Source organism: Salmonella sp. SA15303 (assembly GCF_029962125.1).
GTDB classification, from domain to species: Bacteria; Pseudomonadota; Gammaproteobacteria; order Enterobacterales; family Enterobacteriaceae; genus Salmonella; species Salmonella enterica.
The window spans coordinates 2,266,225-2,288,148 of sequence record NZ_CP123924.1 but is presented as its reverse complement, the minus strand read 5'-3'; the positions used below and the strand labels follow the sequence as shown (position 1 = coordinate 2,288,148).

The window sequence follows — 21,924 nt, the reverse complement described above, 5'->3', positions numbered from 1 at the left end:
TTATTGATAGTGTTTTATGTTCAGATAATGCCCGATGACTTTGTCATGCAGCTCCACCGATTTTGAGAACGACAGCGACTTCCGTCCCAGCCGTGCCAGGTGCTGCCTCAGATTCAGGTTATGCCGCTCAATTCGCTGCGTATATCGCTTGCTGATTACGTGCAGCTTTCCCTTCAGGCGGGATTCATACAGCGGCCAGCCATCCGTCATCCATATCACCACGTCAAAGGGTGACAGCAGGCTCATAAGACGCCCCAGCGTCGCCATCGTGCGTTCACCGAATACGTGCGCAACAACCGTCTTCCGGAGCCTGTCATACGCGTAAAACAGCCAGCGCTGGCGCGATTTAGCCCCGACGTATCCCCACTGTTCGTCCATTTCCGCGCAGACGATGACGTCACTGCCCGGCTGTATGCGCGAGGTTACCGACTGCGGCCTGAGTTTTTTAAATGGCGGAAAATCGTGTTGAGGCCAACGCCCATAATGCGGGCGGTTGCCCGGCATCCAACGCCATTCATGGCCATATCAATGATTTTCTGGTGCGTACCGGGTTGAGAAGCGGTGTAAGTGAACTGCAGTTGCCATGTTTTACGGCAGTGAGAGCAGAGATAGCGCTGATGTCCGGCAGTGCTTTTGCCGTTACGCACCACCCCGTCAGTAGCTGAACAGGAGGGACAGCTGATAGAAACAGAAGCCACTGGAGCACCTCAAAAACACCATCATACACTAAATCAGTAAGTTGGCAGCATCACCGACGAAGAGTTTTATCAACTGGATGGCTGAATTGAGCGCTATACGCAGTCTGTTGATGGCTATATTGGGATGGAAAGCTATACCGATGCCGCCAGCGGAAGAATAGTTAACAATTATTACTGGCAGACCCGCGAATCAATGGAGCTATTGATAAATAATTTACAGCACCAGCAGGCCAAATCACAAAGTCATAAGTGGCTTTCCGGTTACCAGACGATTATTGCAGAAATTCAGGGGTGCCATAACGTTAACCTGCCCCATCCGCTGGCATCATTTTCAGTTCCTTATGCGTAATGCAATAGTATATATATTAAATGTGAGGGCACACAAGAGAATGCCTGCGCCCCTGCATTGCCGGTTATTCGGTTCTCTGTGCAGGGGCGGTGCTGATATAAGTGATTAGTAAACAGGAAGATGAGTGATATCTCGTGGTACACTAACACGCGTAACCACATTGTTTTCATCGCACTCTATCAACGCTCTGGCAAAAATACTGAGCTCATTAATTTTCAGCCCGGAATTATCCAAAAACTGGCGGCAAGCGTAGTCAGAAACAAAAATTATGCCGGGATGAATATCATGTTCCCGAATAAAACGGGCCTGAGCAAATGGCGTATCCATACTCAGCACATATACCGCCCGGGTTGAGTGGCTACCCGCTGATTTAAGGCGGTCACTATAGTCTTTTACCTGCCATTCACAAACTGGCGTATCCAGTGACGGAACGACAATAATCTGCTTTTTTATCCCCGGGATACAGTAACCCGGTAATAAATTATGGCTCACCAGCCCCTTTGTGCAGGGTAATGGTTCGCCTTCAGCCAGTATACCGGGTTTGAGGGTCAGTTGCGTTTTGCCAAAGGTGACAGCGTGTTCCTGACCCAATGAGATATAATCCTGTGTTGTTGTTGGCGTCATAAAAACTTCTCCTTTTAACGTTTGTATTATTTTAGCCATAATAATTATTTAGCAATCCGCTAAAAAACCAGGTGAACATCCATAATAAGATGATGGTGATAAAAAGAATTATATTAGACATAATAATTAATATAGTTTTATAGTCTTCCTCTGATGGAAATTTCTTTCGTGAAACTCATTGCATATTTAAAAGATATGTCAATACGTTCATTACTATGCCCACGATAGGTTATAACTTGTGTATATTTACCTGGAACATTTTCTTTCTTAAGAGGGCCATAATCCCATAAGCCTTTTAAATTTTCACGCGCTACAGTCTTATTAATGTGAACTTCATTTACAGGATTCCCGTCGATATCCTTAACAATAGTTGTGATGGTGGCACTTTCACCCGGCGATAATACAGACTTATCTATACTCATAACTGTTAAATCTGGGCTTGGCGTATTAGATATAGTTTCTGTTTCAATATACTGGAACTCAGATACCGATGGCACAGGCGTGTACCCTGACGCTGAAGCCATATCCGTTTCATTATAAATTTCTAGTTTAATCTTTGAACCCCGATGTTCCTTTTGGATATTAAATTTATGCTCACATGGCTTTTCTCGTTTAAGTATATGCTGAGAGTTATCTTTATTGATCTGATAATACGTACATACTGTAGTAAAAGTTTCCGCAGACTGATAGTTATTATCCGGATCTCTGATGCCTACATTTCTGGCATTCCTCGCAATAGTCATTCCCGGAAAAGGTGTATACTTTTCAATAAAAAAGCCAAGTCCATTAAACTGCAATTCGTAGCCATCGCGAGGTGTTCCAGGCCTGTGCCCAACGCTCGGCGCCGTAGGAGGAGAAAACATCCCGACGGTTGCCGCGGACGTTGTCGACGAATCCGCCAAGACGCTTATCGGCGCAGCCGCCAGAAGCAGGCTATAGATAATAAGATTATGTTTCGACATACGCACTGTTGATCCTTTTTAAAACATTAATTCGCATCAGAGGTTGCGGTATTACCCTTAGCATTTCCCTTATCAGAAATAATTCTGACGCGGATATATTTATTCTGAAGCGATTCCCCATTAAGACTATAAGGAAGAAGCCAGGTGGCCTTTGTCGCACCCGGTACGGATTGCCAGGATTTCATTTCATCCGAGATTTCCCACTGATAATTAAACGCATCAGTACAGTCCGTGTTATTTACACAAAGCGTTCTGGCTCGCATTTCTGTTCCGACGACTGGCGCAGTAACGCTTCCGTTGGCCTCTTCAGTACCCGGCGTAAAAAGCACCTCCACAGAAGTGACCTTCTGCGCAATACTGTCTGACTGCGCTTGTAGTAGTACGGTACCCTTCACCGGATGTTTATCGTCTGGTCCGCTTGCTTCAATATGTAATTTGAGCGAGCGGGCATCATCGCCGATATGGGTCACCAGAACCCGTTCAACCCAATGGCCGTCACGCTCTGTACCACCGAGCGCTTTAAATGCCAGACCCGGCGTATCTGATTGATACTTAATATGACGTGGTTTGAGCGACGCCCACTCCTCTTCAGAACGCTCGCGCACGTAGTGCCACTCAATAACCTTCCCCTCTTCTCCGGCAGGAAGCGGCGTATTGATGACAAAGTTGCCGTCCTCAACCTGAACATCGTCATTGATAACATTTATCCAGGAACGGAAACTGGTCTCATCCTGTGTCACCCTTACCGGGATACGCTCGGAGGTCACGCGAGTACCCCGGCTGTCAGTCACCGTTAAATAAAGGCTATACTCCTGACCGTCGGTCGCCGTCAGCGGAAGTTGTGGAAGGATAAGGCCGCTGCCCAGACTCCCCTGAAGCTGGAGTCCGGCGAGAAGCTCCGCATCACCCGACCACTCAACCTTCTCAACCGGGTAACGGCTATCTACCGTCGCCATTAATGTCACCAGCGTCCCGGACAGGCCTGACACCGGCATTGCCGTAATGCGGATTTTGCTGGCCTGCTCCCGATACGCCATGACGATATCGTAATTACGATCAACAAAGGCACGCCGGTTAGTCGTATTCGACGGCGCCCCAACGTTGCGGTAATCAAGCTGTTCATGTAACGGCGTACCGAAGGAATAATTGACTCTCAGACCGCCCTCTGCCTGCGAGCCGCCGTTACCGGCGTCCCGATATCCTGCTCTGACCTCAAGCAAGGGGACAGGATTCCAGACCAGAGCCGCACCTGCGGCGCGGGGATTCCGGCTTAATGTACCGTTACCCAATAGATCAACTTTATCCCCGTAATACTGTTCATATGTCAGCTCTCCACTGAACCAGGGAAAATCGGGGAGCGTGCCTTTTGTTCGCAGATCAAAGCCATATGCCGGACGCTCATCATGTAATTCATGCGCTGCTGACATTTTCCAGCCGGTGAGAGGGAAATAATAGTTGCCGGAAAAGGCCAGACTGTCTTTATAGACTTCCCCGCCAATGCCGCCACGCAAGTGGGAATAACGGATGTCGGCATCCAGAAACGTATTGACGCCGAGCAGCCATCCATTGACCTCCTGGCGGTAACCCATACCAACGTTAACATAGGTGCGGCCATCGAAACTGCTGTTGTCGTGGTCGCGAAAGCCAAGCTGACCAAAGAGTAAAGACGATGTTGTTTCCTGGACGGGAATAAACATATCGAACTCTGATGAGCGATATTTCGCGCCATCTTCAAGATTGACGCTACCACGGAAAATAATCTCCGGAAAAGCGCTCTTTATCCCCTCGTTCACCAGATGATTAGCGGCCTGCCCTGGTAACGCCTTTATTTTTCCTTTGGCATAATCCTCCAGCGTCCCCTCCTGCAGATGCGGAGAAATAGACGATGCCGTCCCCGCAATCCACGACTGAATTTCATTATCGCTATCAGCAATGACCGGCAGTGGAATCTGACTGGTAACAATGGCCCAGGTTATATATTTAGTAATGGGTTTTTTAGAAAAAACCACTGTATTGTCTCCTGCTATATCCCCCTGCCTGGCAGAGGGAGTATTTAAATAAGATGTTTATTTGGCGATAACCATCAGCGACGGATAGCGCGTTTATTCTCCGGCGTGGCTTTCGTCGTTTTAGGCGTAACGTGGACACGGAACAGTTTATTCTGCTCAGTTCCCTTAATAATATATTTATGCTTTTCAGCGTTGGTATTATTCAGATCGGTGAACTTATCTGGTGTCCCGGCATCCGCCATCTGCCAGGTAAAGTTATAATTACTGACCTCACACTCAGCCGCCGCTGTGGCGGCACATTCCAGTACCGCTTCAAGGGTGCCGCCTACCACTGGAGTGTTGGCGTCATTGGTACCGTTGAGTTCATCAGTCGGTTTACCACTTTCATTCACCACATTGATAGTGACAGAACGTAGCTTATTAGAAATTGTACCGTCTGCGGCGGAGTCGCCGCTCACCCCAGAAGATGCAGAAGTTAATAAGACAGTGGCAGGCAAGAATGCACTATCCGGCGTCCCCGTTGCCGTCTTAATCCGGTAAACGATTTTAATTTTTTTACCGCCTGCATCAGCAGGAATGGTAAAAGCCGTCCCGGTTGCCGCCGGGGTTCCAGAAGGATCGGCGGCCTCATTATCCACCAGATACCATTTAATATCGTCGGCATTATTCATTTTATCCAGCGATAAGGGATCCCCATCCTCATCCCTAATAAAAACATCCGCTATCTGGAGGGTTGAACCGGTCGTCAGTTCCCCAGACACTTCTATTTTTTTTGCATTAGTAGTTGCCACAGGACGGTGACCAACAGAAGCAGGTGTAGCAGAAGAAGCCATATCATTGGCTCTGGTATTCGCCACCGCCTCTACTGAGACCACGGATGCACAAATTGCTAACGTTAATAAAGATCTTTTGAAGTACAAAACAATTCCCTTTTATTAAATCATTAGAAATAATTACGAGATTTATAATCTCACGGGCTAAAAATTCAGGGTTATTCAATCATTTTAACCGCCTGTGAAATTATGCCCTTCGCCATGCTAATTACTTAGCTTTACTGGCAAAATCCGATCTCCAAGTGTAAAGTTTATTCAGAAACGTCAAGCAATTTAAATCTTTCTTGTTTTGCCAGAAAAGCTAACAACCCCCCACTGGTTTAATAACACAGTATATCAAACACCTTAAATGTTTATATTTTCGGCTTCAATAAAGAGGAATGATGATGAAAAAAGCCATAATAATCTCAGTATTAGAGCAAATAGAAAAAAATCTTGAAGAGAGGATTGATATTGAAAAGCTGGTTGTTATAACAGGTTATTCGCGAAGGAGTTTGCAGGATTTTTTTAAAGAAAAGTGTGGCGTCTCTATCGGAAAATATATCAGACAACGCAAGTTGAGCAGAAGCGCCACTCTGCTAAAGCTGACCTCTCAGTCGGTCACAGATATCGCGTTCAGAATGGGGTTTGATTCAGTGCAGTCCTATAGTCGAGAGTTCAAAAAAACATTTGGCGTCAATCCCAATAACTATCGCAAGGCTGATTTCTGGGATCTCAGAAACCTACGGCCTCCCTACTGGCTTGACTGTGATGAGCATTATCAGTTCGAAATTTGTCAGCTTACGTCAAAAGAAATTTTCGGATTTCAAACGTCTCATCAGATCGCAACAAATGACCTTCCTAAAAAAGCGTCGCCTATAAAATGGAAAATCATTCATGAGACGCTCAGAACGTGGGGCGAAAATGTGTATTGTCTCTCGTCTTTTAAGCCGGATAATACCAAAGACCAGGTCATCGCCGTAAGCAGTTTTTTTGGTATGGAACATAATTCCGTCGATGGAGGAAAAATACCCATGTCGAGGGTAATAAAATGTGGTAAATATGCAAAATTCCATTTTGTTGGTCATAAGGAACAATATCAACAATTTTCCAATACAATATATATGTGTATATTACCAAAACTGAATCTTATCAGGAGAGAAGGAGAAGATATTGAATACTTCCATTTGGCATCCGTCCAAAAGCAACAGAATAATGAATCCATTGTCGATCTTTATTATTACATCCCTGTACTGTAATGACTTCGTACCATCCACGCATTTCATCTGAAAAGTCTTCTCTTTTCAGAACGGTAATAAAACTCTCAGTATTGATTCTGGTAAAATAAGTGACTATTAATATAGTTAACGTTTTGAAAGAATTGAAAAAAATAAATTGCGTGCACGCGACACCGGAGACAGATTACTGACAGTACTGTACGGTGTAGTGATCAGGTAATATTGGCTACAGTTTACGGTAAAAGCAAAGTCCATACTTTAACTATTAATGGGAGTATGCTGGCCGGGCGGCTTGCGGGGCCTTCATGCTCCCACATTTACAATGTTGGTATGATTACATTCTCTCTATACTTTACTGTGCTAACCTTTTATCTCGTTGAGATAACGTTTAATTAAAATGCTCTCTTTTTGATGTACATTATAAGAGGAGACATTATTCATATTTTCGAAATCAGGGCAGACGATATGTATACAACCATCAGAAACACAGCGCTAGCAATGGTAGCTTGTTTTTCGTATATCGCACATGCCAGTACCCACCCTCCTCTTATTATCACCAGGGGAGCCGGAGGAGACGCCTCCGGAGCCACAGTCATTCATGATAATTGGCGGCATGGCACTCCTGACCTGGTCAATCTTACCGATATCCCCATAGATAAAATCAGACCAGAAAAATACAGTTGCATACTGATTATTGGGCAAGGAGCTATAAAAGAGATGCTTCTTGCGAACAATGCCTCAGCAATACTTTCCGGAAAAACGGTTGGTCTGTATAGTCATCTGATCGATCAGAACACGCTCAGATTACTTCGGCAATTGCAGAACAAAGTGAGATTCAATCTCTTTTTTACCCGCTCGCAGATAACTCTACTAAAACTAAGGAATATTTCAGAATATAATTTTTTGAGTTCTAAAGTAAATAATGTCTGGGGACAAGACTCACTAGCAATTGAAACAGTGGCACCTGACAGGGGTAATATACCGGAAAAAGCGCTTCCCCTCAAAACAACAGATTATGTGATCTGGCTGGGTGGAAACTATACTACTTCCTCTGGTACGCAGCGTATCTTCACAAACGATCAGATTGTTGTAGCCCTGAAACCACTACATAATGTTATTTCATCAAATGCATCGATTGCTATTATGCTTTCACCACGTTTTTTTGATAATAGCGTGAGTAAAGAAGCAAAAGTTAAACGACTGAAGGCAGTGCTTAACACCTTTTCGCGAAACAGGGTCACATTTTATATGAGTAAGGAGATGCTTGCTAATCTGAAAGAATTTGATTTGCCAGTTCAACTATCCCCTTCTTACGCAGAGCTGATGCGAATGCCCTGGGCCAGCGCTACCCGGCATTTTGCCTCTGTGGATCAATATAACCTGTTTGCTGATCTCATACCTAAAGTTACGCCGTTTCTTCTTGAACCGAATGATGCCGATCAAGCTCTCTATGCGACGGATTATCTTAATACCCGGCGTGTAAGTCTGACCCAAAATATTCTTAACCACGGTTGTGACTAAATAAAACGCGCAGAATCCGGGATAGTTAGCAATCCAAAACAGACCGTTAGCCATGAGTACTGTTTATCTTCACTATACAGGGAACAACCAAATAACTGACAACACAAATCAAGCCGAGACCCGGAATTCGGCTATACAGGCGCTCTATTCAATTCAGGCCCAGAAACAGTCCGGTACCCATACTGGACACGGCCTCCCAACTGCTTTAGCGCATTACCAGTCCAGCTTCGATGCGCCTTCTGTCGTCTGCACTATTTCACTGGTTTTCATAACGCGATGATAACCATAAACATCAGCGTATTTCGTCATTCCGGTTGCGGTGTCAACCTCCGGCTTACCCTGCGTTTCAATAATCTCTCCCGTCCGGGTCGTCATGGTATAGGTCGTTGTACATCCGGCTAGCATCAACACTGATAAGCTAAGTACCGTAATAAGACTACATTTTTGCATTTCTCGTTTCCCTGGCACCTCTATTTTTGATGTACTTTACCGAATACCGCAACGGCAAGATGGATGATTAGGGCTATTGCTCCCTGTTTGTCCGTATCTGACTGGCTCAGGTTTTTTGATGCGCTGCGTTAATCCGGCAGTAATCGCTCCAGCACATCCCCAGCCAGAAGCACGCTCTCCTGAAGACGCTCCAGGCCATACCCCGCTCGCGCCTTGGCGGAAAGCCCCGCCATTAGCGTCCCCATAAAGTCCGTCGTCCGGTCAGCCTCTTGCGGATACCGCATGGCGACATAAGTGCGAATCAGGTTTTCAGCAGCGATGTAAAACTCGCAGGCGGCCTCTCGTGCCGGTTTATCGTTACAATGAGCGCCCTCCAGAACCAGACACCCAGTGGCATCAGGATCGGCAGCGTAACGTCTTGCCGCTTCCATCAGCACATCGATAAGGCACTTCGCGGTCGGGCGATCGTGACGCAGAAGCGCCCCGAGCGGAATCGCGTCGGTCATCCTGTAACGCTTTAATACGCGAGTATACAGCCCCAACTTGCTACCAAACGCCGCATAGAAACTGGGAGGATTGATCCCGAACGCTTTTGTCAGATCCGCTACGCTCACCGCGTCGTAGCCGCGCGAATGAAATAAATGTTGAGCGGTTTCAATGGCTTGCTCCGGATCGAACTGGCGAGGGCGACCCGGCGTTCGGCTATGTTTTGTAGTCATTACTACATAACTCCTTGACGGCATGATTTCATTACGCATATTGTAGTGGCTACTACAATATCATAAAGGACATCCTGATGACGCTATTTCGCAACAAATCTGTACTGGTTTTAGGGGGAAGTCGTGGTATCGGCGCGGCTATTGTACGACGCTTTAGCGCTGACGGCGCATCGGTCGTTTTCAGCTACGCCGGATCGCGTGAAGCCGCCGAAAAACTGGCAACGGAAACCGGAAGCATCGCCATCCAGACGGATAGCGCCGATCGTGATGCCGTCATCAGCCTCGTGCGTGAGTACGGACCGCTGGATATTCTGGTCGTCAATGCGGGCGTCGCTCTCTTCGGCGATGCGCTGGAACAAGATAGCGATGCGATAGATCGTTTGTTCCGTATTAATATCCATGCGCCTTACCATGCGTCAGTCGAAGCAGCCCGCAACATGCCGGAAGGTGGACGCATTATTATTATCGGTTCCGTGAATGGCGATCGGATGCCCGTACCGGGAATGGCCGCGTACGCCGCCAGTAAATCAGCCCTGCAAGGGCTGGCGCGCGGCCTGGCCCGTGATTTTGGCCCCCGCGGGATTACGATAAATGTGGTGCAGCCAGGCCCGATTGATACCGACATCAATCCGGAAGATGGCCCCATGAAAGAGCTGATGCACAGTTTCATGGCGATCAAACGACACGGAAGACCTGAAGAAGTGGCTGGAATGGTGGCATGGCTTGCCGGTCCGGAAGCCTCTTTCGTCACCGGCGCGATGCACACCATCGATGGTGCCTTCGGCGCCTGACGGCCAGGCGAATATCACACGGTTGCCGTCTACGCTCCGGCAACCGTGTTAGAAGCTGTTCATGCGAGAAAACATCCGCAAGCGCCGGGATCAATCGTGGATTTTAACGCCAAGACAACCGCGAACAAATTCAGGATTAAAATGCTTCACCGCTTCGCCAACGTAGCCTAAATCAAGGGCGTTGATTTGAGCCATTTCGTTATCCGTTAGTGAGAAATCCCAGATAGCAAAGTTCTCTTCAATACGTTCCTGTCGAGTGGATTTAGGAATAACCGTGACGCCACGCTGCACGTTCCAACGCAGGACAACCTGCGCGATGGTTTTTTGATGGGCATCGGCAATCCCTTGAAGCATGACATTTTCATACGGTTTATGTCTCCCGCCGCCTAACGGCGCCCACGCTTCAGGCTGAACGTTATAATGCTTCATGGTTTCCAGCGCGGCGGGTTGTGCAAAGTATGGATGCAATTCGACCTGGTTTACCATTGGCGTAATTCTGACGGTTTCACAGAAGTTGGCTAACACATGCGCATAGAAGTTGGACACGCCAATGGCTTTTAGTTTACCGGCTTCATAAGCGTCCTCCAGCGCGCGCCACGCGCTAAAATAATCACCCATTGCCTGATGCAATAAATAGAGATCAAAATAATCTAACCCGGATTTTTTCAGCGACGCTTCAATACCTGCTTTGGCCAGATCGTAGTTAGCCATATCTTGCACCCACAGTTTAGAAGTAATAAATAACTCCTCACGGGTACACAGACCTGTCGCGATGGCTTCACGAACAGCGTCACCAACGGCATCTTCATTGCCGTATACCGCAGCGGTATCGATAAGACGATAACCGCTGCGAATAGCGCTTAACACTGACTGCTGACATTCTTCTTTGTCGGTTACCTTAAAAACGCCAAAACCAACCATAGGCATTTTAAGGTTGTTACTTAATATTGAATATTCCACGCTAAAGCACCCTTTCGTCGTAAAGACGCCATGATAAGAGCAAAATACAGGTACAATGAGTATTGTTAAATACGATTATATTTATACAAAAAGTTCATTAATAACAGTTGTACAGATTTTTTATTGCATCTAAACGTTCAGTGCTTGCTATATCCTCGCCGTGTAGCACCTGTTTGATAATGACTTTTCTTATGCGTCAAAACCAGTACCGTCATTTTGACCGTCTGTGAAAAAGTTTTCTGAACAGGCAATGCGATATCCGGAATAATATTTTTAGCGAAGAGGCGCCGGCTGGCTCAGCGCCGTTTTGCACCAGTCATAAAAAGCGCGTACCGCAGGCGGCAGAAACCTGTTTTGCGGATAGACCAGCGCAAGCGGCAAATCATAAGAATGGTTGTCCATGCAGGTCACCAGCGCCCCGCTGTGCAGATACGGCGCAACCAGATAGCTGGCGACGCGAATTAACCCCAGTCCCTGTATTCCGGCCTGAATATAAGCGTCCGTATCATCGACAACCAGCGTCTCCTGCACCCGTATCGCGTAATCCTTCCCTTCACGCGTAAAAAACCAGTCGATGGTACGCCCGGTGCGGTGGTTCAGGTAGCCGACCGCATGGTGCTTTTGCAGATCATCTAAATTTTCAGGGCTACCGTAACGCTCAATGTAAGTGGGCGATGCTGCTATCACCCAGTTAAAGCTGGCAAGTGGACGGGCAACCAGCGTGGTGGAATCATCGATCCTGCCGGCCCGAATCACGCAGTCATACCCTTGAAGGATAATATCCTCCACGCTATCGCTGGAACAAAGTATCAGCTCCAGCTCCGGATACTGGCGCAAAAAGGCCGGGAGCGTGGGAATAATGCAATGTCGGGCGAGAGATTGCGGCATCCCCACTTTAAAACGCCCTTTGGGTTGTGCCGCCCGGCCGGGAAATGACGACTCCATGGCCGCGATATCTGCCAGCACTCTTTTGCACTCTTCGTAGTAACGCCGCCCCTCTGCGGTCACACTAAGTTTGCGAGTTGTACGTTGCAAAAGTTGAATCTTAAGCCAGGATTCCAGTTCTTTAACCACTCGCGATACCGTTGAGCGCGGCACGCCCAGCACTTCGGCGGCTCTGATAAAACTATGGGTATCCACTACGCAAACATAGACCTGCATCGCTTCCAGCTTGTCCATTTTCCCCCCGCCAATTATCCCATTTATCAGAACAGTCTAACCCGTCTTCGGCGTCTTATCGAACGCAGATCCCTGACGTAATCTCTATCTACAGGTGAATCAACACAGAGAGGCGCAAATGAAACAATCCAATAATCAGGTGGGTGAAAAAGTATTGGTGCTGGGCGCGGGACAACTGGGGGCGTCAGTGCTGGCGTCGTTGGTTCCGGCGGTCACACAGCGTAATGGTTCCGTTAGCGTTATTGTGTCAGGGCGATCCAGGGATAAACAGAGCAAACGACGTTCCAGCATTCATCAACAACTGGCAGATGCCGGTGCGCGGTTTATCCCGGTCGACATCGCAGGCAGTTCGGTTGCAGCGTTAAAAGATCAATTCCACGGTTTTGATACGATCATCAATTGTATGGGGTTTGTCGCCGGTGCGGGTACCCAGATAAAAATCACCCGCGCGGTACTGGAGGCGGGCGTTAAGCGCTATTTCCCCTGGCAGTTTGGCGTGAATTACGATGTGGTCGGCAAAGGCAGTGGCCAGCCGGTGTGGGACGAACAGTATGACGTCAGGACGCTTTTGCGCGAGCAAAACGTCACAGAGTGGGTGATTGTTTCAACTGGTATATTTACCTCTTTTCTCTTCGAACCAGCCTTTGGTGTGGTCAACTTAGCCAAAAAAACCATCAATGCCCTCGGCGGATGGGAAATGCAGGTCACCGTCACGTCGCCTGCGGATATTGGTCGCCTGACCACTGAAATTTATCTGCATCAGCCGCGTATCACTAACGAAGTCGTCTTTGTCGCGGGGGAAACGACCTCTTATGCAAAACTGGCGGAAACGGTCGAACGCGTGACGCAGCAAACTTTTACCCGAGGCGTATTGACGCTACCTGACTTACAGGAGCAACTCCGTTTACATCCGCATGACCCAATGCTGCGCTATCGCGTCGCCTTCGCGCGTGGTGACGGTATGTGGTGGCCGATGAGTGACACCTGGAATGCACAACATCATCTGCCGACACAGGATATTGCCGCCTGGCTGAAAACACAGCAATGAGAACGGCGGCATCAGGCGCTCGCTTAATCCCCATGCCTTCTGCCAGCATCAGGCGGCGGGCGTGGCTACCTTGCGTTAACAAGAAACCAGTACGCATCAGTGCTTCACGATATACATTGTACGGCTATAGGCCACATCTTCCGGGTTAGTAATGGGGTATCCCTTTACCCACGGTTTAATTAACCGGCCATTGGTATACTGATAAATAGGCGCTATAGGCGCTTGTTCCGTTAAAATTTTCTCCGCTGCATTGTAATCCGCGTTACGCGCTTCGGCAGTATTTTCCATCGTCGCTTGCGTCAGGATTTTGTCATAAGTCGGATTAGTAAAGCGTGAAATATTCCCCGTATGCGTGGACGTTAATAAGGATAAGAAAGTCGACGGTTCGTTGTAATCACCCACCCAGGAGGCGCGAATAACATCAAAATTACCGGTATTCCGGCTGTCGATATACGTTTTCCACTCCTGGTTTTGCAATTTCACATCCACCCCCAGATTTTTCTTCCACATTGACGCCACCGCAATCGCGATTTTCTGATGGTTTTCTGAGGTATTGTAAAGCAGGGTTAATTTAAGCGGCTTCTGCGATCCGTAGCCTGCTGCACGCAGCAATGTTTTCGCCTGGGCATTAAGTTCTTCCTGGCTCATTTGTTCAAACGGTGAAGGATCGGGCGTAAATCCTGCCGTGACATCCGGTGTAAAATGCCAGGCCGGTTTTTCACCGGTACCTAAGACTTTTTCCGCCATCAAACGGCGATCAATGGTCATACTTAGCGCCAGACGAACGCGGGAATCCGCCGTCGGCCCTTTCTGCGTATTAAACGCATAATAATAAGTCCCTAATTGCGGCGGTGTATAAACTTGCCCTGGAATATCCTTCAATAATTTCTGGTACATATTTTTAGGGAAAGATTCGGTGATATCAATATCACCGGCAAGGTAACGTTTCGTCGCAGCCGATTCCTGGTTAATGGGTAAAAATGTTACTTTTTGCAGTACCGTTTTCGCGTTATCCCAGTAATGCGTATTAGGCACGACCACCAGTTTTTCATTTACCACGCGCTCTTTAAGAACATACGCGCCATTGCCAATCAGTTTTCCCGGCTTCATCCAGTCTTTGCCGCTTTCAACATTCGCTTTTTGGACCGGATAAAAGGCAAAACTGGCGGTCAGACTGGCAAACCAGGGCAACGGCTTGTCAAGCTGAACACGCAAAGTGTGCGCGTCCACGGCACTGACGCCAAGCTGATCCGGCGTGACTTTACCGTCGATAATGGCTTGTGCATTAGTGATGCCAGCCAGAGCGGCAAACCAGGCGAAGGGGGAAAGCGTTTTGGGATCAACGAGGCGTTGCCAGCTATAGACAAAATCCTGGGCGGTCACCGGCGTTCCATCGGCCCATTGCGCATCATCCCGCAACGTAAACGTCCAGATACGATTATCATTGCTCTTCCACTGGCTGGCGACGCCAGGGATAATTTCACCCTTTTCGTTCTGGTTAACCAGCCCTTCAAACAGATCGCGGATCACCTGAATTTCAGGCAGCCCAACGGCTTTCGCTGGATCTAACGAAGCGGGCTCATCTTTGATATGACGCACCAGTTCTTGTTTTTCTGCCAGTACCGTTCCGCCGGGAACATCCGCAGCATATGCCAGGGAAAAGCTGCTAACCAACAGCGCACAACAGGTTACTGAAACAGAATGCCTCATAGAAGTTCCTCAAAGATGAGTTAAATGACAACGTAATTATTTGTTTCAGCAGAAAGAAATGCAATTATCTTCCGCCAGAAAGTTGATATCGCGCCATACAAGAGGGTAAATAGAAACCATTTGATAATCGGCGGGTTTTACACAACACTACGATGATTACCCTACTGGTCTCAGCTTCGGGAAACGCGTATGACTGTCACCCGCCCCCGTGCCGAGCGCGGCGCATTTCCGCCAGGCACTGAACATTATGGACGTTCGCTACTAGGCGCGCCGCTAATCTGGTTTCCGGCGCCTGCCGTCAATCGCGAAAGCGGCCTGATACTGGCTGGCACCCACGGGGATGAAACCTCATCCGTGGTGACGCTCTCCTGTGCGTTACGCACCTTAAATCCAACCCTTCGCCGTCATCATGTCGTACTTGCCGTTAATCCTGATGGCTGTCAACTGGGGTTAAGGGCAAATGCGAATGGCATTGATCTAAACCGTAACTTTCCCGCCGCCAACTGGAAAGCGGGTGAGACAGTTTATCGCTGGAATAGCCGCGCGCAAGAGCGTGATGTCGTGCTGCTAACCGGCGACCATCCCGGCTCAGAACCGGAAACCCAGGCGCTTTGCCAGTTAATTCATCGACTCCAACCCGCCTGGGTCGTCTCTTTTCACGATCCGCTAGCCTGCATTGAAGATCCACGTCGCAGCGAGCTAGGCGAGTGGCTGGCCGATGCGTTTGCGTTGCCGCTGGTGACCAGCGTAGGTTACGAAACGCCCGGTTCGTTTGGCAGCTGGTGCGCCGACCTCAACCTGCACTGCATTACCGCCGAGTTTCCCCCTGTTTCCGCCGATGAAGCCAGCGAAAAATACTTGCTGGCGATGTCGAATCTGCTCCGCTGGCATCCTAAAGATGGAGTTGACCCGTCGTAAAGCGTAGCGCGGGCTCAACATCAACCGCCAGCCATGTTGGGCCATCAAGATCGGCGAAGCTCACCTGCGGCATAAGCGGCAGCGCGGCGCTAATCGCTCTTGATGTACAGAGCATACAGCCCAGCATCAGGCCGAATCCTTGCTCCCGCGCCTCCGTTGCCAGCGCCAGCGCCTCGGTCAGACCGCCGGTTTTATCCAGCTTAATGTTGATCATATCGTAGCGCCCCGTCAGGGCTTTCAGACTACTGCGAGTATGGCAGCTCTCATCTGCACAGATGGGCAACGGATGAATAAAATTTTCCAGGGCGGCGTCATCCTGCGCGGGCAGCGGTTGCTCCAGCATCGCGACATTCAGATCCGCCAGTAACTGGCAACGCGCCGCCAGCCCCTCCGGACGCCACGATTCATTGGCGTCCACAATGAGCGTCGCCTCCGGCACCGCCGAGCGGATCGCCACCATACGTTCGCTAATCAAACGAGCATCGAGTTTAATTTTCAGCAACGTCGCCCCTTTTTCCCATAGTGCCGCCGCACTGGCTGCCATCTGTTCCGGCGTGCCTATCACTACCGTTTGCGCGGTAGTAAAAACCGGGGCCAGCGTCACGCCGAGCAGCCCGGCAAGGCTTTGCTGCCGCTGGCGGGCTTGCAAATCCCATAAGGCGCTATCCACCGCGTTGCGCGCCGCGCCTGCCGGCAACAGTTTCTGCAATGCTTCGCGAGTCAGCCCGTTTTCCAACTGAGGCACAATACTCATGATTTGCGCCATGACCGAGGCATCACTTTCACCATAACGTGGATATGGCGTACATTCCCCGATGCCTTTCACGTCCTCTTCTTCCAGTTCGACAACGACAACATGCGCTTCGCTTCGGCTACCACGCGCAATAACAAAAGGCGTATGTAACGGCCAGGTTTCCTCATATACCTTAACAGATCTCATCTCTTCCCCTCTGATAGCGCCGGACGCGGCTTGCTACAAATAGTATTTGCCGTGTTAATGAATAATGACTTAAACTGGATTTCGACGTTAACTATAAGTAAATAGGAACATAATTATGTCACAGACTGTACATTTCCAGGGTAACCCGGTCACCGTTGCCAACGTTATTCCGCAGGCTGGTAGCAAAGCACAGGCTTTTACTCTTGTCGCAAAAGATTTGTCTGACGTTTCCCTCAGCCAATATGCAGGCAAACGCAAAGTGCTGAATATTTTCCCAAGCATTGATACTGGCGTATGCGCCGCATCAGTTCGTAAGTTTAATCAACTGGCCACAGAAGTGGAGAATACCGTCGTATTGTGCGTTTCTGCTGACCTGCCTTTTGCACAGTCGCGTTTTTGCGGCGCGGAAGGCCTGAGCAACGTTATTACGCTTTCCACTCTGCGTAATAACGAGTTTCTGAAAAACTACGGCGTCGAAATCGTTGACGGCCCGCTGAAAGGTTTGGCGGCGCGCGCAGTCATCGTGCTTGACGAAAACGACAACGTTATTTTCAGCCAGTTGGTGGATGAAATCACCCACGAGCCGGATTACGACGCCGCGCTTAATGTCCTGAAGGCATAAGCCAGCGCCTGCTGGCGCTACGTTTGTCAGTGCTACAGGCGGTGCTCTTTTGTCACAAGAAGGCCTCTATCCGGAGGCCTTCTTGTTTTCTACTCTTCACCCTTCTTCTGGCTCAGACCATATTCACGCAGCTTATTGGCAATCGCGGTATGCGATACCCCCAACCGTTTCGCCAGTTTACGCGTACTCGGATAGCTACGATAAAGCTGGGTCAGGACAGAACGTTCAAAACGACTGGTAATGTCATCCAGCGAGCCTTCCATCGCATCCTCGCCGACTGCCACCGTCGCGGCATCGTAGTCAGGCAGCAGGATATCCTGCGGACGCAGCTCATACCCTTCCAGTTGCGTCAGCGCCCGGTAAATCGCATTTTTAAGCTGGCGAACGTTACCCGGCCAGCCGTAACGAGTGAGGACCGTACTCAGATCGGCAGACAGTTTCGGTCGCGGAACGCCCTGTTCGTCGGCAAAACGCGCCACGAACAGTTCGGTCAACGGCATAATATCCTGCGGACAATCGCGCAACGGCGGCAAATTAAGCGTCAGAACGTTAAGTCGATAATAGAGATCTTCGCGGAACAGTCCTTTTTGCACCAGCTCCACCAGATTTTTCTGCGTGGCGCAGATAACACGGACATCAACATGAATTTCGTGATCTTCGCCGACGCGACGGAACGTACCATCGTTGAGAAAACGCAGCAGCTTCGCCTGCATACGCGGCGACATTTCGCCAATTTCATCCAGCAGCACCGAACCGCCATTCGCCTGTTCAAAGAAACCTTTTTTACCTTCCGGCGCATGGCCAAATAGTTCGCTTTCTACCGCATCTTCCGGGATCGAAGCGCAGTTGAGCGCCAGATACGGTTTCGCTGAACGAGGGCTTGCCTGGTGACAGGCATAGGCGAAAAGATCTTTGCCGGTTCCCGTATCGCCGGTAATCAGCAGCGGCGCGCTGAGCATCGCCAGTTTGCGCGCCTGCTCAACGACGTGCTTCATCTTTGCGCTCACGGCAATAATCTGACTAAACGCGCTCAGATCCTGCGTGGACAAATTCTGTAGCTGCTGCCCCATACGAATCGTGGAACGCAACATCACGACCGCCCCGGTCAACACGTATTCGTCATTTTCGTTTTGTAAATGTACCGGCGTAATCTCCATCAGGAAGTTTTGCCCGTTGATCACGACATGTTCGTTATGGGAGCTTTGCGGGTTACCGTCCAGCCAGCGCTGAAAATTGAAGCCGTTGATTAATTGTGCGGCGGTATGGTGCCGCATTCGCTCCTGGCTCTGGGCAAAAAGTTGACAACTCGCCGGGTTCGCCATCTCCACTTTACTCTTCATATCCAATGAGAGCACCGGCTCCGGCAACGCCTCAAGCAGCGCGCTCAGGGCCAGATGTTCACGTTCGGACGGCATCCAGGGAACGGTACGGACATCCGTTACGCCGGAAATACGGCGGATTTCGGCCATCAGGCTGCTGAAGTCGGTGAATTCCAGCTCAGCAAAATTAAGATAAATTCGCCCAATGGGATCAATCTCGATTCCGCGTAAATCAATGCTACGTAACACCAGTAAATCAAGTAATTCGCGGGTCAGACCAAGTCGGTCTTCACAAAAGACTTCCAGACGCATGGGAACCTTCACCTGAATAATGAACCATTAAATAGATGATAAGCCACTATTCGGCTGGCAGGAAGGATTCTGTCAACAAATATTGACAGCATGGCGGAAAAACGGGCGCTGCGGCGTAAAGCCAGGCCGTCAGCGCCATGTGAAAGGTCATTTCTCAGGCGACGACTTACTCTTTTGCAGCGTCTCTTTTAGCTGACCGATAAGCTGACGACGAAAATCACCGAGACGTGGTTTATCGTTATCGATCCACGGCAATGGTCGACATAGCTCCATCGCTTTTATTCCCAGTCGAGCGGTAAGGAGACCTGCGCCAATCCCCTGCGCCGCACGCGTGGACAAGCGTGCGGCCAGATCCTGAGACATCCAGTCCATACCGACTTCACGCACCAGCTCACTGGCTCCCGCAAACGCGATATTCAGCAACACCAGACGGAACAGACGAAGGCGGCTGTAATAACCAAGTTCAATGCCATACAGCGTTGCGATGCGGTTAATCAGGCGTAAATTACGCCAGGCAATAAACGCCATATCCACCAACGCTAACGGGCTGACGGCGATCATCAGAGTCGATTCCGCGGCGAAACGGCTAATCTCACGTCGCGCCTGCGCGTCAAGTACCGGCTGTACCAGATTCGCATACAAACCGACGATTTCCCTGTCGTTTTGCGTTTCGTGAATAGCGGCATACCAACGTTGTAATGCCGGATGTGATTGATCAATCCCCGCCTGCTGCGCCAGTTTTTCGCAAAATGCGCGACCTTTCCCGACGCTATGGCTATGTAACAGTTCACGCGCTTCATCGCGTTCATGCGCCCGCTGGCGCAAGCGCCATAATCGCCGCCACTCCGTGACCACCGATCCCACGCCAGCGCCAACGATCAGCGCGCCTGCGGCACAGCCGCCTAAAGCGACCCAGTCCTGAGTTTGCCAGGCATTCATTGTCCACTGTACGCCTTGCCCGACCACGCTCGCGCCAAACAGCGCCAGTCCTCCCATCACCATTTTACGCCACAGGCTGCGTTTGGGGCGCAGCGCGGCATCGACCGCCGCTTCTGCCGCGCCTTCGTCTTCCGGGCGCTCATCGATAGCTGCAGGCGCAAATGTACGCGACTCCGCTTCGCTGAAAGTTTGCTGCGCTTTGAAGGCCGACGTAGGTTCCTCCTTTAGCGGTTCTGCAAAATCAATACGCGGTTTTAACGGTTCGCTCATCGCAGCTTATCTCCTATTAAAAACTCCAGCGCAGCGTCCAGACGAATATGCGGTAACGGTTTATCAACATCCATCACCTGCGGACGAAAGGCTTCGAACTGAAAACCCTGACTATCCCAAAACGCTTGCCCCGGCAAACGCGAAGGCACTTCGCCGGGGTACACGGTTAACGGCGCGCCGTCACTCAAACGGTTTCCACGTAAAGCCGGGATTTTTTCGCCGTTGACCTCAATCACACCGCTGGTGGTCGCCTGTACCGACGCCAGCCCCAGGCAATCCATACTAATGCCTTCAAACGCGGCATTTTGCCAGGCATCCTGAATAAGCTGCTGGAGCAAGGCCACCATATTGGCATGTTGGTCGAGGGTGACATGGTCGGCTTTCGTCGCGGCGAACAGCAATTTATCAATCACCGGCGAAAACAAACGACGAAACAGAGTCCGCTGGCCATAGTGAAAACTTTGCATCAGCTGCGTTAAGGCGAGACGCATATCATTAAACGCCTGCGGCCCGCTATTAAGCGGTTGCAGACAGTCGACCAGCACAATCTGGCGATCAAAGCGTAGAAAATGATTTTTGTAGAACCCTTTGACCACTTTTTCGCAATAGTAGTTAAAGCGTTCGCGCAGCATTCCAGCGTTGGTCTGTTTATCCGCCTGCGCCAGTTTTGACTCGCCGAAGGCGTCCACATCCGGCCACGGGAAAAACTGCAATGCTGGCGCGCCCGCCATATCGCCCGGCAAAACAAACCGTCCAGGCTGAATAAAATGCAATCCCTGCGATTTACACTGATGCAAATAATCCGTCCAGGCGGCGGCAATCTCCGCCAGCCGGTTTTCATCGGCGGGCGCCAGCGGATCGAGCCCGTCGCAAAGTTGCCGCCATTTTGCGGCCCACTCAGCGCGTTGTCCTTGTAACAAGCCGTTCATCTGACGGGACCAGCTTAAATAATCCTGAGCCAGCATGGGCAGATCGAGTAACCATTCCCCTGGGTAGTCCACAATCTCCAGATACAATGTCGAGGTATCTTTAAAATGGCGCAGCAGCGAGTCGTTGGAGCGATAGCGCAACGCCAGCCGAATCTCACTGACGCCGCGCGTCGGTGTGGGCCAGGCGGGAGGATTGCCATAAAGCTGAAGTATCCCCTCGTCGTAGGTAAAACGGGGAATACCAAAATCACGTTGAGGCACACGCTTTACGCCAAGCAGGCGTTCTTCGCGTACCGCGCTGAGCAACGGTAAGCGCGCGCCCGCGTGGACATTAAGCAACTGGTTAACCATCGCCGTAATAAACGCCGTTTTACCGCTGCGGCTCAACCCGGTTACGGCAAGACGCAAATGCCTGTCTACCCCACGATTGACCAGCGCGTTGAATTCAGTTTTAAGTCGCTTCATTGACATCCTGTTGAGCCTGAAGAGAAGAAAAAATAATAATGAGCCTGCGTTATAGATATGTGCAAAAACGTTATTATCAACTACCCGGAGAGATCAACAACGGCGCATTAAGCGCCGCGGTTAGTATGAGTATTGAGCAA

General features: G+C 49.8%; 20 protein-coding genes and 1 pseudogene. 7 read left to right on the top strand and 14 right to left on the bottom strand.

What is annotated here, in order from left to right; all coding sequences use genetic code 11:
- Positions 1-698 (bottom strand): IS1-like element IS1B family transposase gene (locus tag QEN31_RS11220; RefSeq protein ID WP_095033700.1). Its coding sequence is split into 2 segments (ribosomal slippage): positions 1-449 and positions 449-698, totalling 699 coding nucleotides; the frame shifts between segments, so codons are not numbered across the junction.
- 49 nt (positions 699-747) lie between these two features.
- On the opposite strand from QEN31_RS11220, the pseudogene QEN31_RS11215 reads away from it, so the two are divergent.
- Positions 748-1,047 (top strand): annotated as a pseudogene (locus QEN31_RS11215) (hypothetical protein).
- Positions 1,048-1,152: 105 nt separating this feature from the next.
- Here the strand turns inward: QEN31_RS11215 and QEN31_RS11210 are convergent.
- The 4 genes from QEN31_RS11210 to zirU all read right to left on the bottom strand — a co-directional run bounded on the left by QEN31_RS11210 (position 1,153) and on the right by zirU (position 5,562).
- The gene (locus QEN31_RS11210) at positions 1,153-1,710 is read right to left on the bottom strand and encodes a redoxin family protein (protein ID WP_001062625.1); all 558 of its coding nucleotides are present in this window, start codon (positions 1,708-1,710) and stop codon (positions 1,153-1,155) included.
- Positions 1,711-1,808: 98 nt separating this feature from the next.
- Positions 1,809-2,639 carry a two-partner-like secretion system exoprotein ZirS gene (gene zirS, locus QEN31_RS11205; protein ID WP_001242913.1) on the bottom strand — a complete coding sequence of 277 codons (831 nt, stop codon included), beginning with the start codon at positions 2,637-2,639 and terminating at the stop codon, positions 1,809-1,811.
- A gap of 20 nt (positions 2,640-2,659) precedes the next feature.
- A complete protein-coding gene (zirT, locus tag QEN31_RS11200; protein ID WP_099949666.1) occupies positions 2,660-4,642 on the bottom strand; it encodes a two-partner secretion translocator ZirT in 1,983 nt (660 codons plus the stop codon).
- Positions 4,643-4,716: 74 nt separating this feature from the next.
- Positions 4,717-5,562, bottom strand: coding sequence for a two-partner-like secretion system exoprotein ZirU (gene zirU, locus QEN31_RS11195; RefSeq protein WP_000273696.1), 846 nt, complete (start codon positions 5,560-5,562; stop codon positions 4,717-4,719).
- 293 nt (positions 5,563-5,855) lie between these two features.
- On the opposite strand from zirU, the gene QEN31_RS11190 reads away from it, so the two are divergent.
- Together QEN31_RS11190 and QEN31_RS11185 are read left to right on the top strand one after the other, a co-directional pair.
- Complete coding sequence (locus QEN31_RS11190) at positions 5,856-6,713, top strand: GyrI-like domain-containing protein (RefSeq protein ID WP_010989022.1); 858 nt, start codon at positions 5,856-5,858, stop codon at positions 6,711-6,713.
- Positions 6,714-7,103: 390 nt separating this feature from the next.
- Positions 7,104-8,213 carry a hypothetical protein gene (locus QEN31_RS11185; RefSeq protein ID WP_000275493.1) on the top strand — a complete coding sequence of 370 codons (1,110 nt, stop codon included), beginning with the start codon at positions 7,104-7,106 and terminating at the stop codon, positions 8,211-8,213.
- Between the two features lie 213 nt (positions 8,214-8,426).
- Here QEN31_RS11185 and QEN31_RS11180 read toward each other — a convergent pair whose 3' ends face one another.
- Together QEN31_RS11180 and QEN31_RS11175 are read right to left on the bottom strand one after the other, a co-directional pair.
- Positions 8,427-8,663, bottom strand: coding sequence for a YgdI/YgdR family lipoprotein (locus tag QEN31_RS11180; RefSeq protein WP_001168019.1), 237 nt, complete (start codon positions 8,661-8,663; stop codon positions 8,427-8,429).
- A gap of 128 nt (positions 8,664-8,791) precedes the next feature.
- Positions 8,792-9,382: a TetR/AcrR family transcriptional regulator gene (locus QEN31_RS11175; protein ID WP_000208473.1), complete on the bottom strand. Its 591-nt coding sequence runs from the start codon at positions 9,380-9,382 to the stop codon at positions 8,792-8,794.
- A gap of 77 nt (positions 9,383-9,459) precedes the next feature.
- Between QEN31_RS11175 and bdcA the strand changes: the two genes are divergently transcribed.
- The gene (gene bdcA, locus QEN31_RS11170) at positions 9,460-10,173 is read left to right on the top strand and encodes an SDR family oxidoreductase (RefSeq protein WP_000171963.1); all 714 of its coding nucleotides are present in this window, start codon (positions 9,460-9,462) and stop codon (positions 10,171-10,173) included.
- A gap of 90 nt (positions 10,174-10,263) precedes the next feature.
- Here the strand turns inward: bdcA and QEN31_RS11165 are convergent, their stop codons facing one another.
- Both QEN31_RS11165 and QEN31_RS11160 read right to left on the bottom strand, forming a co-directional pair.
- Positions 10,264-11,133: an aldo/keto reductase gene (locus QEN31_RS11165; RefSeq protein WP_000456774.1), complete on the bottom strand. Its 870-nt coding sequence runs from the start codon at positions 11,131-11,133 to the stop codon at positions 10,264-10,266.
- A 273-nt stretch (positions 11,134-11,406) separates the two neighbouring features.
- Positions 11,407-12,312, bottom strand: a complete 906-nt coding sequence (locus tag QEN31_RS11160; protein ID WP_000359201.1) for a LysR family transcriptional regulator — start codon at positions 12,310-12,312, stop codon at positions 11,407-11,409.
- Between the two features lie 118 nt (positions 12,313-12,430).
- Here QEN31_RS11160 and QEN31_RS11155 point away from each other — a divergent pair, with 118 nt between their 5' ends.
- Positions 12,431-13,360, top strand: a complete 930-nt coding sequence (locus tag QEN31_RS11155) for an aromatic alcohol reductase (RefSeq protein WP_000814362.1) — start codon at positions 12,431-12,433, stop codon at positions 13,358-13,360.
- A 96-nt stretch (positions 13,361-13,456) separates the two neighbouring features.
- On the opposite strand, the gene QEN31_RS11150 is transcribed toward QEN31_RS11155, so the two are convergent.
- The gene (locus QEN31_RS11150) at positions 13,457-15,070 is read right to left on the bottom strand and encodes a peptide ABC transporter substrate-binding protein (RefSeq protein WP_001216554.1); all 1,614 of its coding nucleotides are present in this window, start codon (positions 15,068-15,070) and stop codon (positions 13,457-13,459) included.
- Positions 15,071-15,259: 189 nt separating this feature from the next.
- Here QEN31_RS11150 and mpaA point away from each other — a divergent pair, with 189 nt between their 5' ends.
- The gene (mpaA, locus tag QEN31_RS11145) at positions 15,260-15,988 is read left to right on the top strand and encodes a murein tripeptide amidase MpaA (protein WP_000219126.1); all 729 of its coding nucleotides are present in this window, start codon (positions 15,260-15,262) and stop codon (positions 15,986-15,988) included.
- On the opposite strand, the gene ycjG is transcribed toward mpaA, so the two are convergent.
- Positions 15,963-16,928: an L-Ala-D/L-Glu epimerase gene (ycjG, locus tag QEN31_RS11140; protein ID WP_001258061.1), complete on the bottom strand. Its 966-nt coding sequence runs from the start codon at positions 16,926-16,928 to the stop codon at positions 15,963-15,965. The genes mpaA and ycjG overlap by 26 nt on opposite strands.
- Positions 16,929-17,043: 115 nt before the next feature.
- On the opposite strand from ycjG, the gene tpx reads away from it, so the two are divergent.
- Positions 17,044-17,550, top strand: coding sequence for a thiol peroxidase (tpx, locus tag QEN31_RS11135; RefSeq protein ID WP_000084401.1), 507 nt, complete (start codon positions 17,044-17,046; stop codon positions 17,548-17,550).
- Between the two features lie 89 nt (positions 17,551-17,639).
- Here the strand turns inward: tpx and tyrR are convergent, their stop codons facing one another.
- From tyrR to QEN31_RS11120, 3 genes are all read right to left on the bottom strand, one after another.
- Positions 17,640-19,181: a transcriptional regulator TyrR gene (tyrR, locus tag QEN31_RS11130; protein WP_001235493.1), complete on the bottom strand. Its 1,542-nt coding sequence runs from the start codon at positions 19,179-19,181 to the stop codon at positions 17,640-17,642.
- A gap of 147 nt (positions 19,182-19,328) precedes the next feature.
- Positions 19,329-20,390: a YcjF family protein gene (locus tag QEN31_RS11125; protein WP_001294459.1), complete on the bottom strand. Its 1,062-nt coding sequence runs from the start codon at positions 20,388-20,390 to the stop codon at positions 19,329-19,331.
- Positions 20,387-21,784 (bottom strand): YcjX family protein, encoded by a 1,398-nt coding sequence (locus QEN31_RS11120; protein ID WP_000825847.1) that lies wholly within the window; start codon positions 21,782-21,784, stop codon positions 20,387-20,389. Before QEN31_RS11120 ends, QEN31_RS11125 begins: the two co-directional genes overlap by 4 nt.
- Positions 21,785-21,924: the final 140 nt, after the last annotated feature.

What these genes read in the sequence shown, in the direction of transcription:
- QEN31_RS11210 (WP_001062625.1), bottom strand. Translation starts at nt 1,710, where the DNA reads ATGGCTAAAATAATACAAACGTTAAAAGGAGAAGTTTTTATGACGCCA.
- QEN31_RS11190 (WP_010989022.1), top strand. Translation starts at nt 5,856, where the DNA reads ATGATGATGAAAAAAGCCATAATAATCTCAGTATTAGAGCAAATAGAA.
- QEN31_RS11185 (WP_000275493.1), top strand. Translation starts at nt 7,104, where the DNA reads ATGTACATTATAAGAGGAGACATTATTCATATTTTCGAAATCAGGGCA.
- QEN31_RS11180 (WP_001168019.1), bottom strand. Translation starts at nt 8,663, where the DNA reads ATGCAAAAATGTAGTCTTATTACGGTACTTAGCTTATCAGTGTTGATG.
- QEN31_RS11175 (WP_000208473.1), bottom strand. Translation starts at nt 9,382, where the DNA reads ATGACTACAAAACATAGCCGAACGCCGGGTCGCCCTCGCCAGTTCGAT.
- bdcA (WP_000171963.1), top strand. Translation starts at nt 9,460, where the DNA reads ATGACGCTATTTCGCAACAAATCTGTACTGGTTTTAGGGGGAAGTCGT.
- QEN31_RS11160 (WP_000359201.1), bottom strand. Translation starts at nt 12,312, where the DNA reads ATGGACAAGCTGGAAGCGATGCAGGTCTATGTTTGCGTAGTGGATACC.
- QEN31_RS11155 (WP_000814362.1), top strand. Translation starts at nt 12,431, where the DNA reads ATGAAACAATCCAATAATCAGGTGGGTGAAAAAGTATTGGTGCTGGGC.
- QEN31_RS11150 (WP_001216554.1), bottom strand. Translation starts at nt 15,070, where the DNA reads ATGAGGCATTCTGTTTCAGTAACCTGTTGTGCGCTGTTGGTTAGCAGC.
- mpaA (WP_000219126.1), top strand. Translation starts at nt 15,260, where the DNA reads ATGACTGTCACCCGCCCCCGTGCCGAGCGCGGCGCATTTCCGCCAGGC.
- ycjG (WP_001258061.1), bottom strand. Translation starts at nt 16,928, where the DNA reads ATGAGATCTGTTAAGGTATATGAGGAAACCTGGCCGTTACATACGCCT.
- tpx (WP_000084401.1), top strand. Translation starts at nt 17,044, where the DNA reads ATGTCACAGACTGTACATTTCCAGGGTAACCCGGTCACCGTTGCCAAC.
- tyrR (WP_001235493.1), bottom strand. Translation starts at nt 19,181, where the DNA reads ATGCGTCTGGAAGTCTTTTGTGAAGACCGACTTGGTCTGACCCGCGAA.
- QEN31_RS11125 (WP_001294459.1), bottom strand. Translation starts at nt 20,390, where the DNA reads ATGAGCGAACCGTTAAAACCGCGTATTGATTTTGCAGAACCGCTAAAG.
- QEN31_RS11120 (WP_000825847.1), bottom strand. Translation starts at nt 21,784, where the DNA reads ATGAAGCGACTTAAAACTGAATTCAACGCGCTGGTCAATCGTGGGGTA.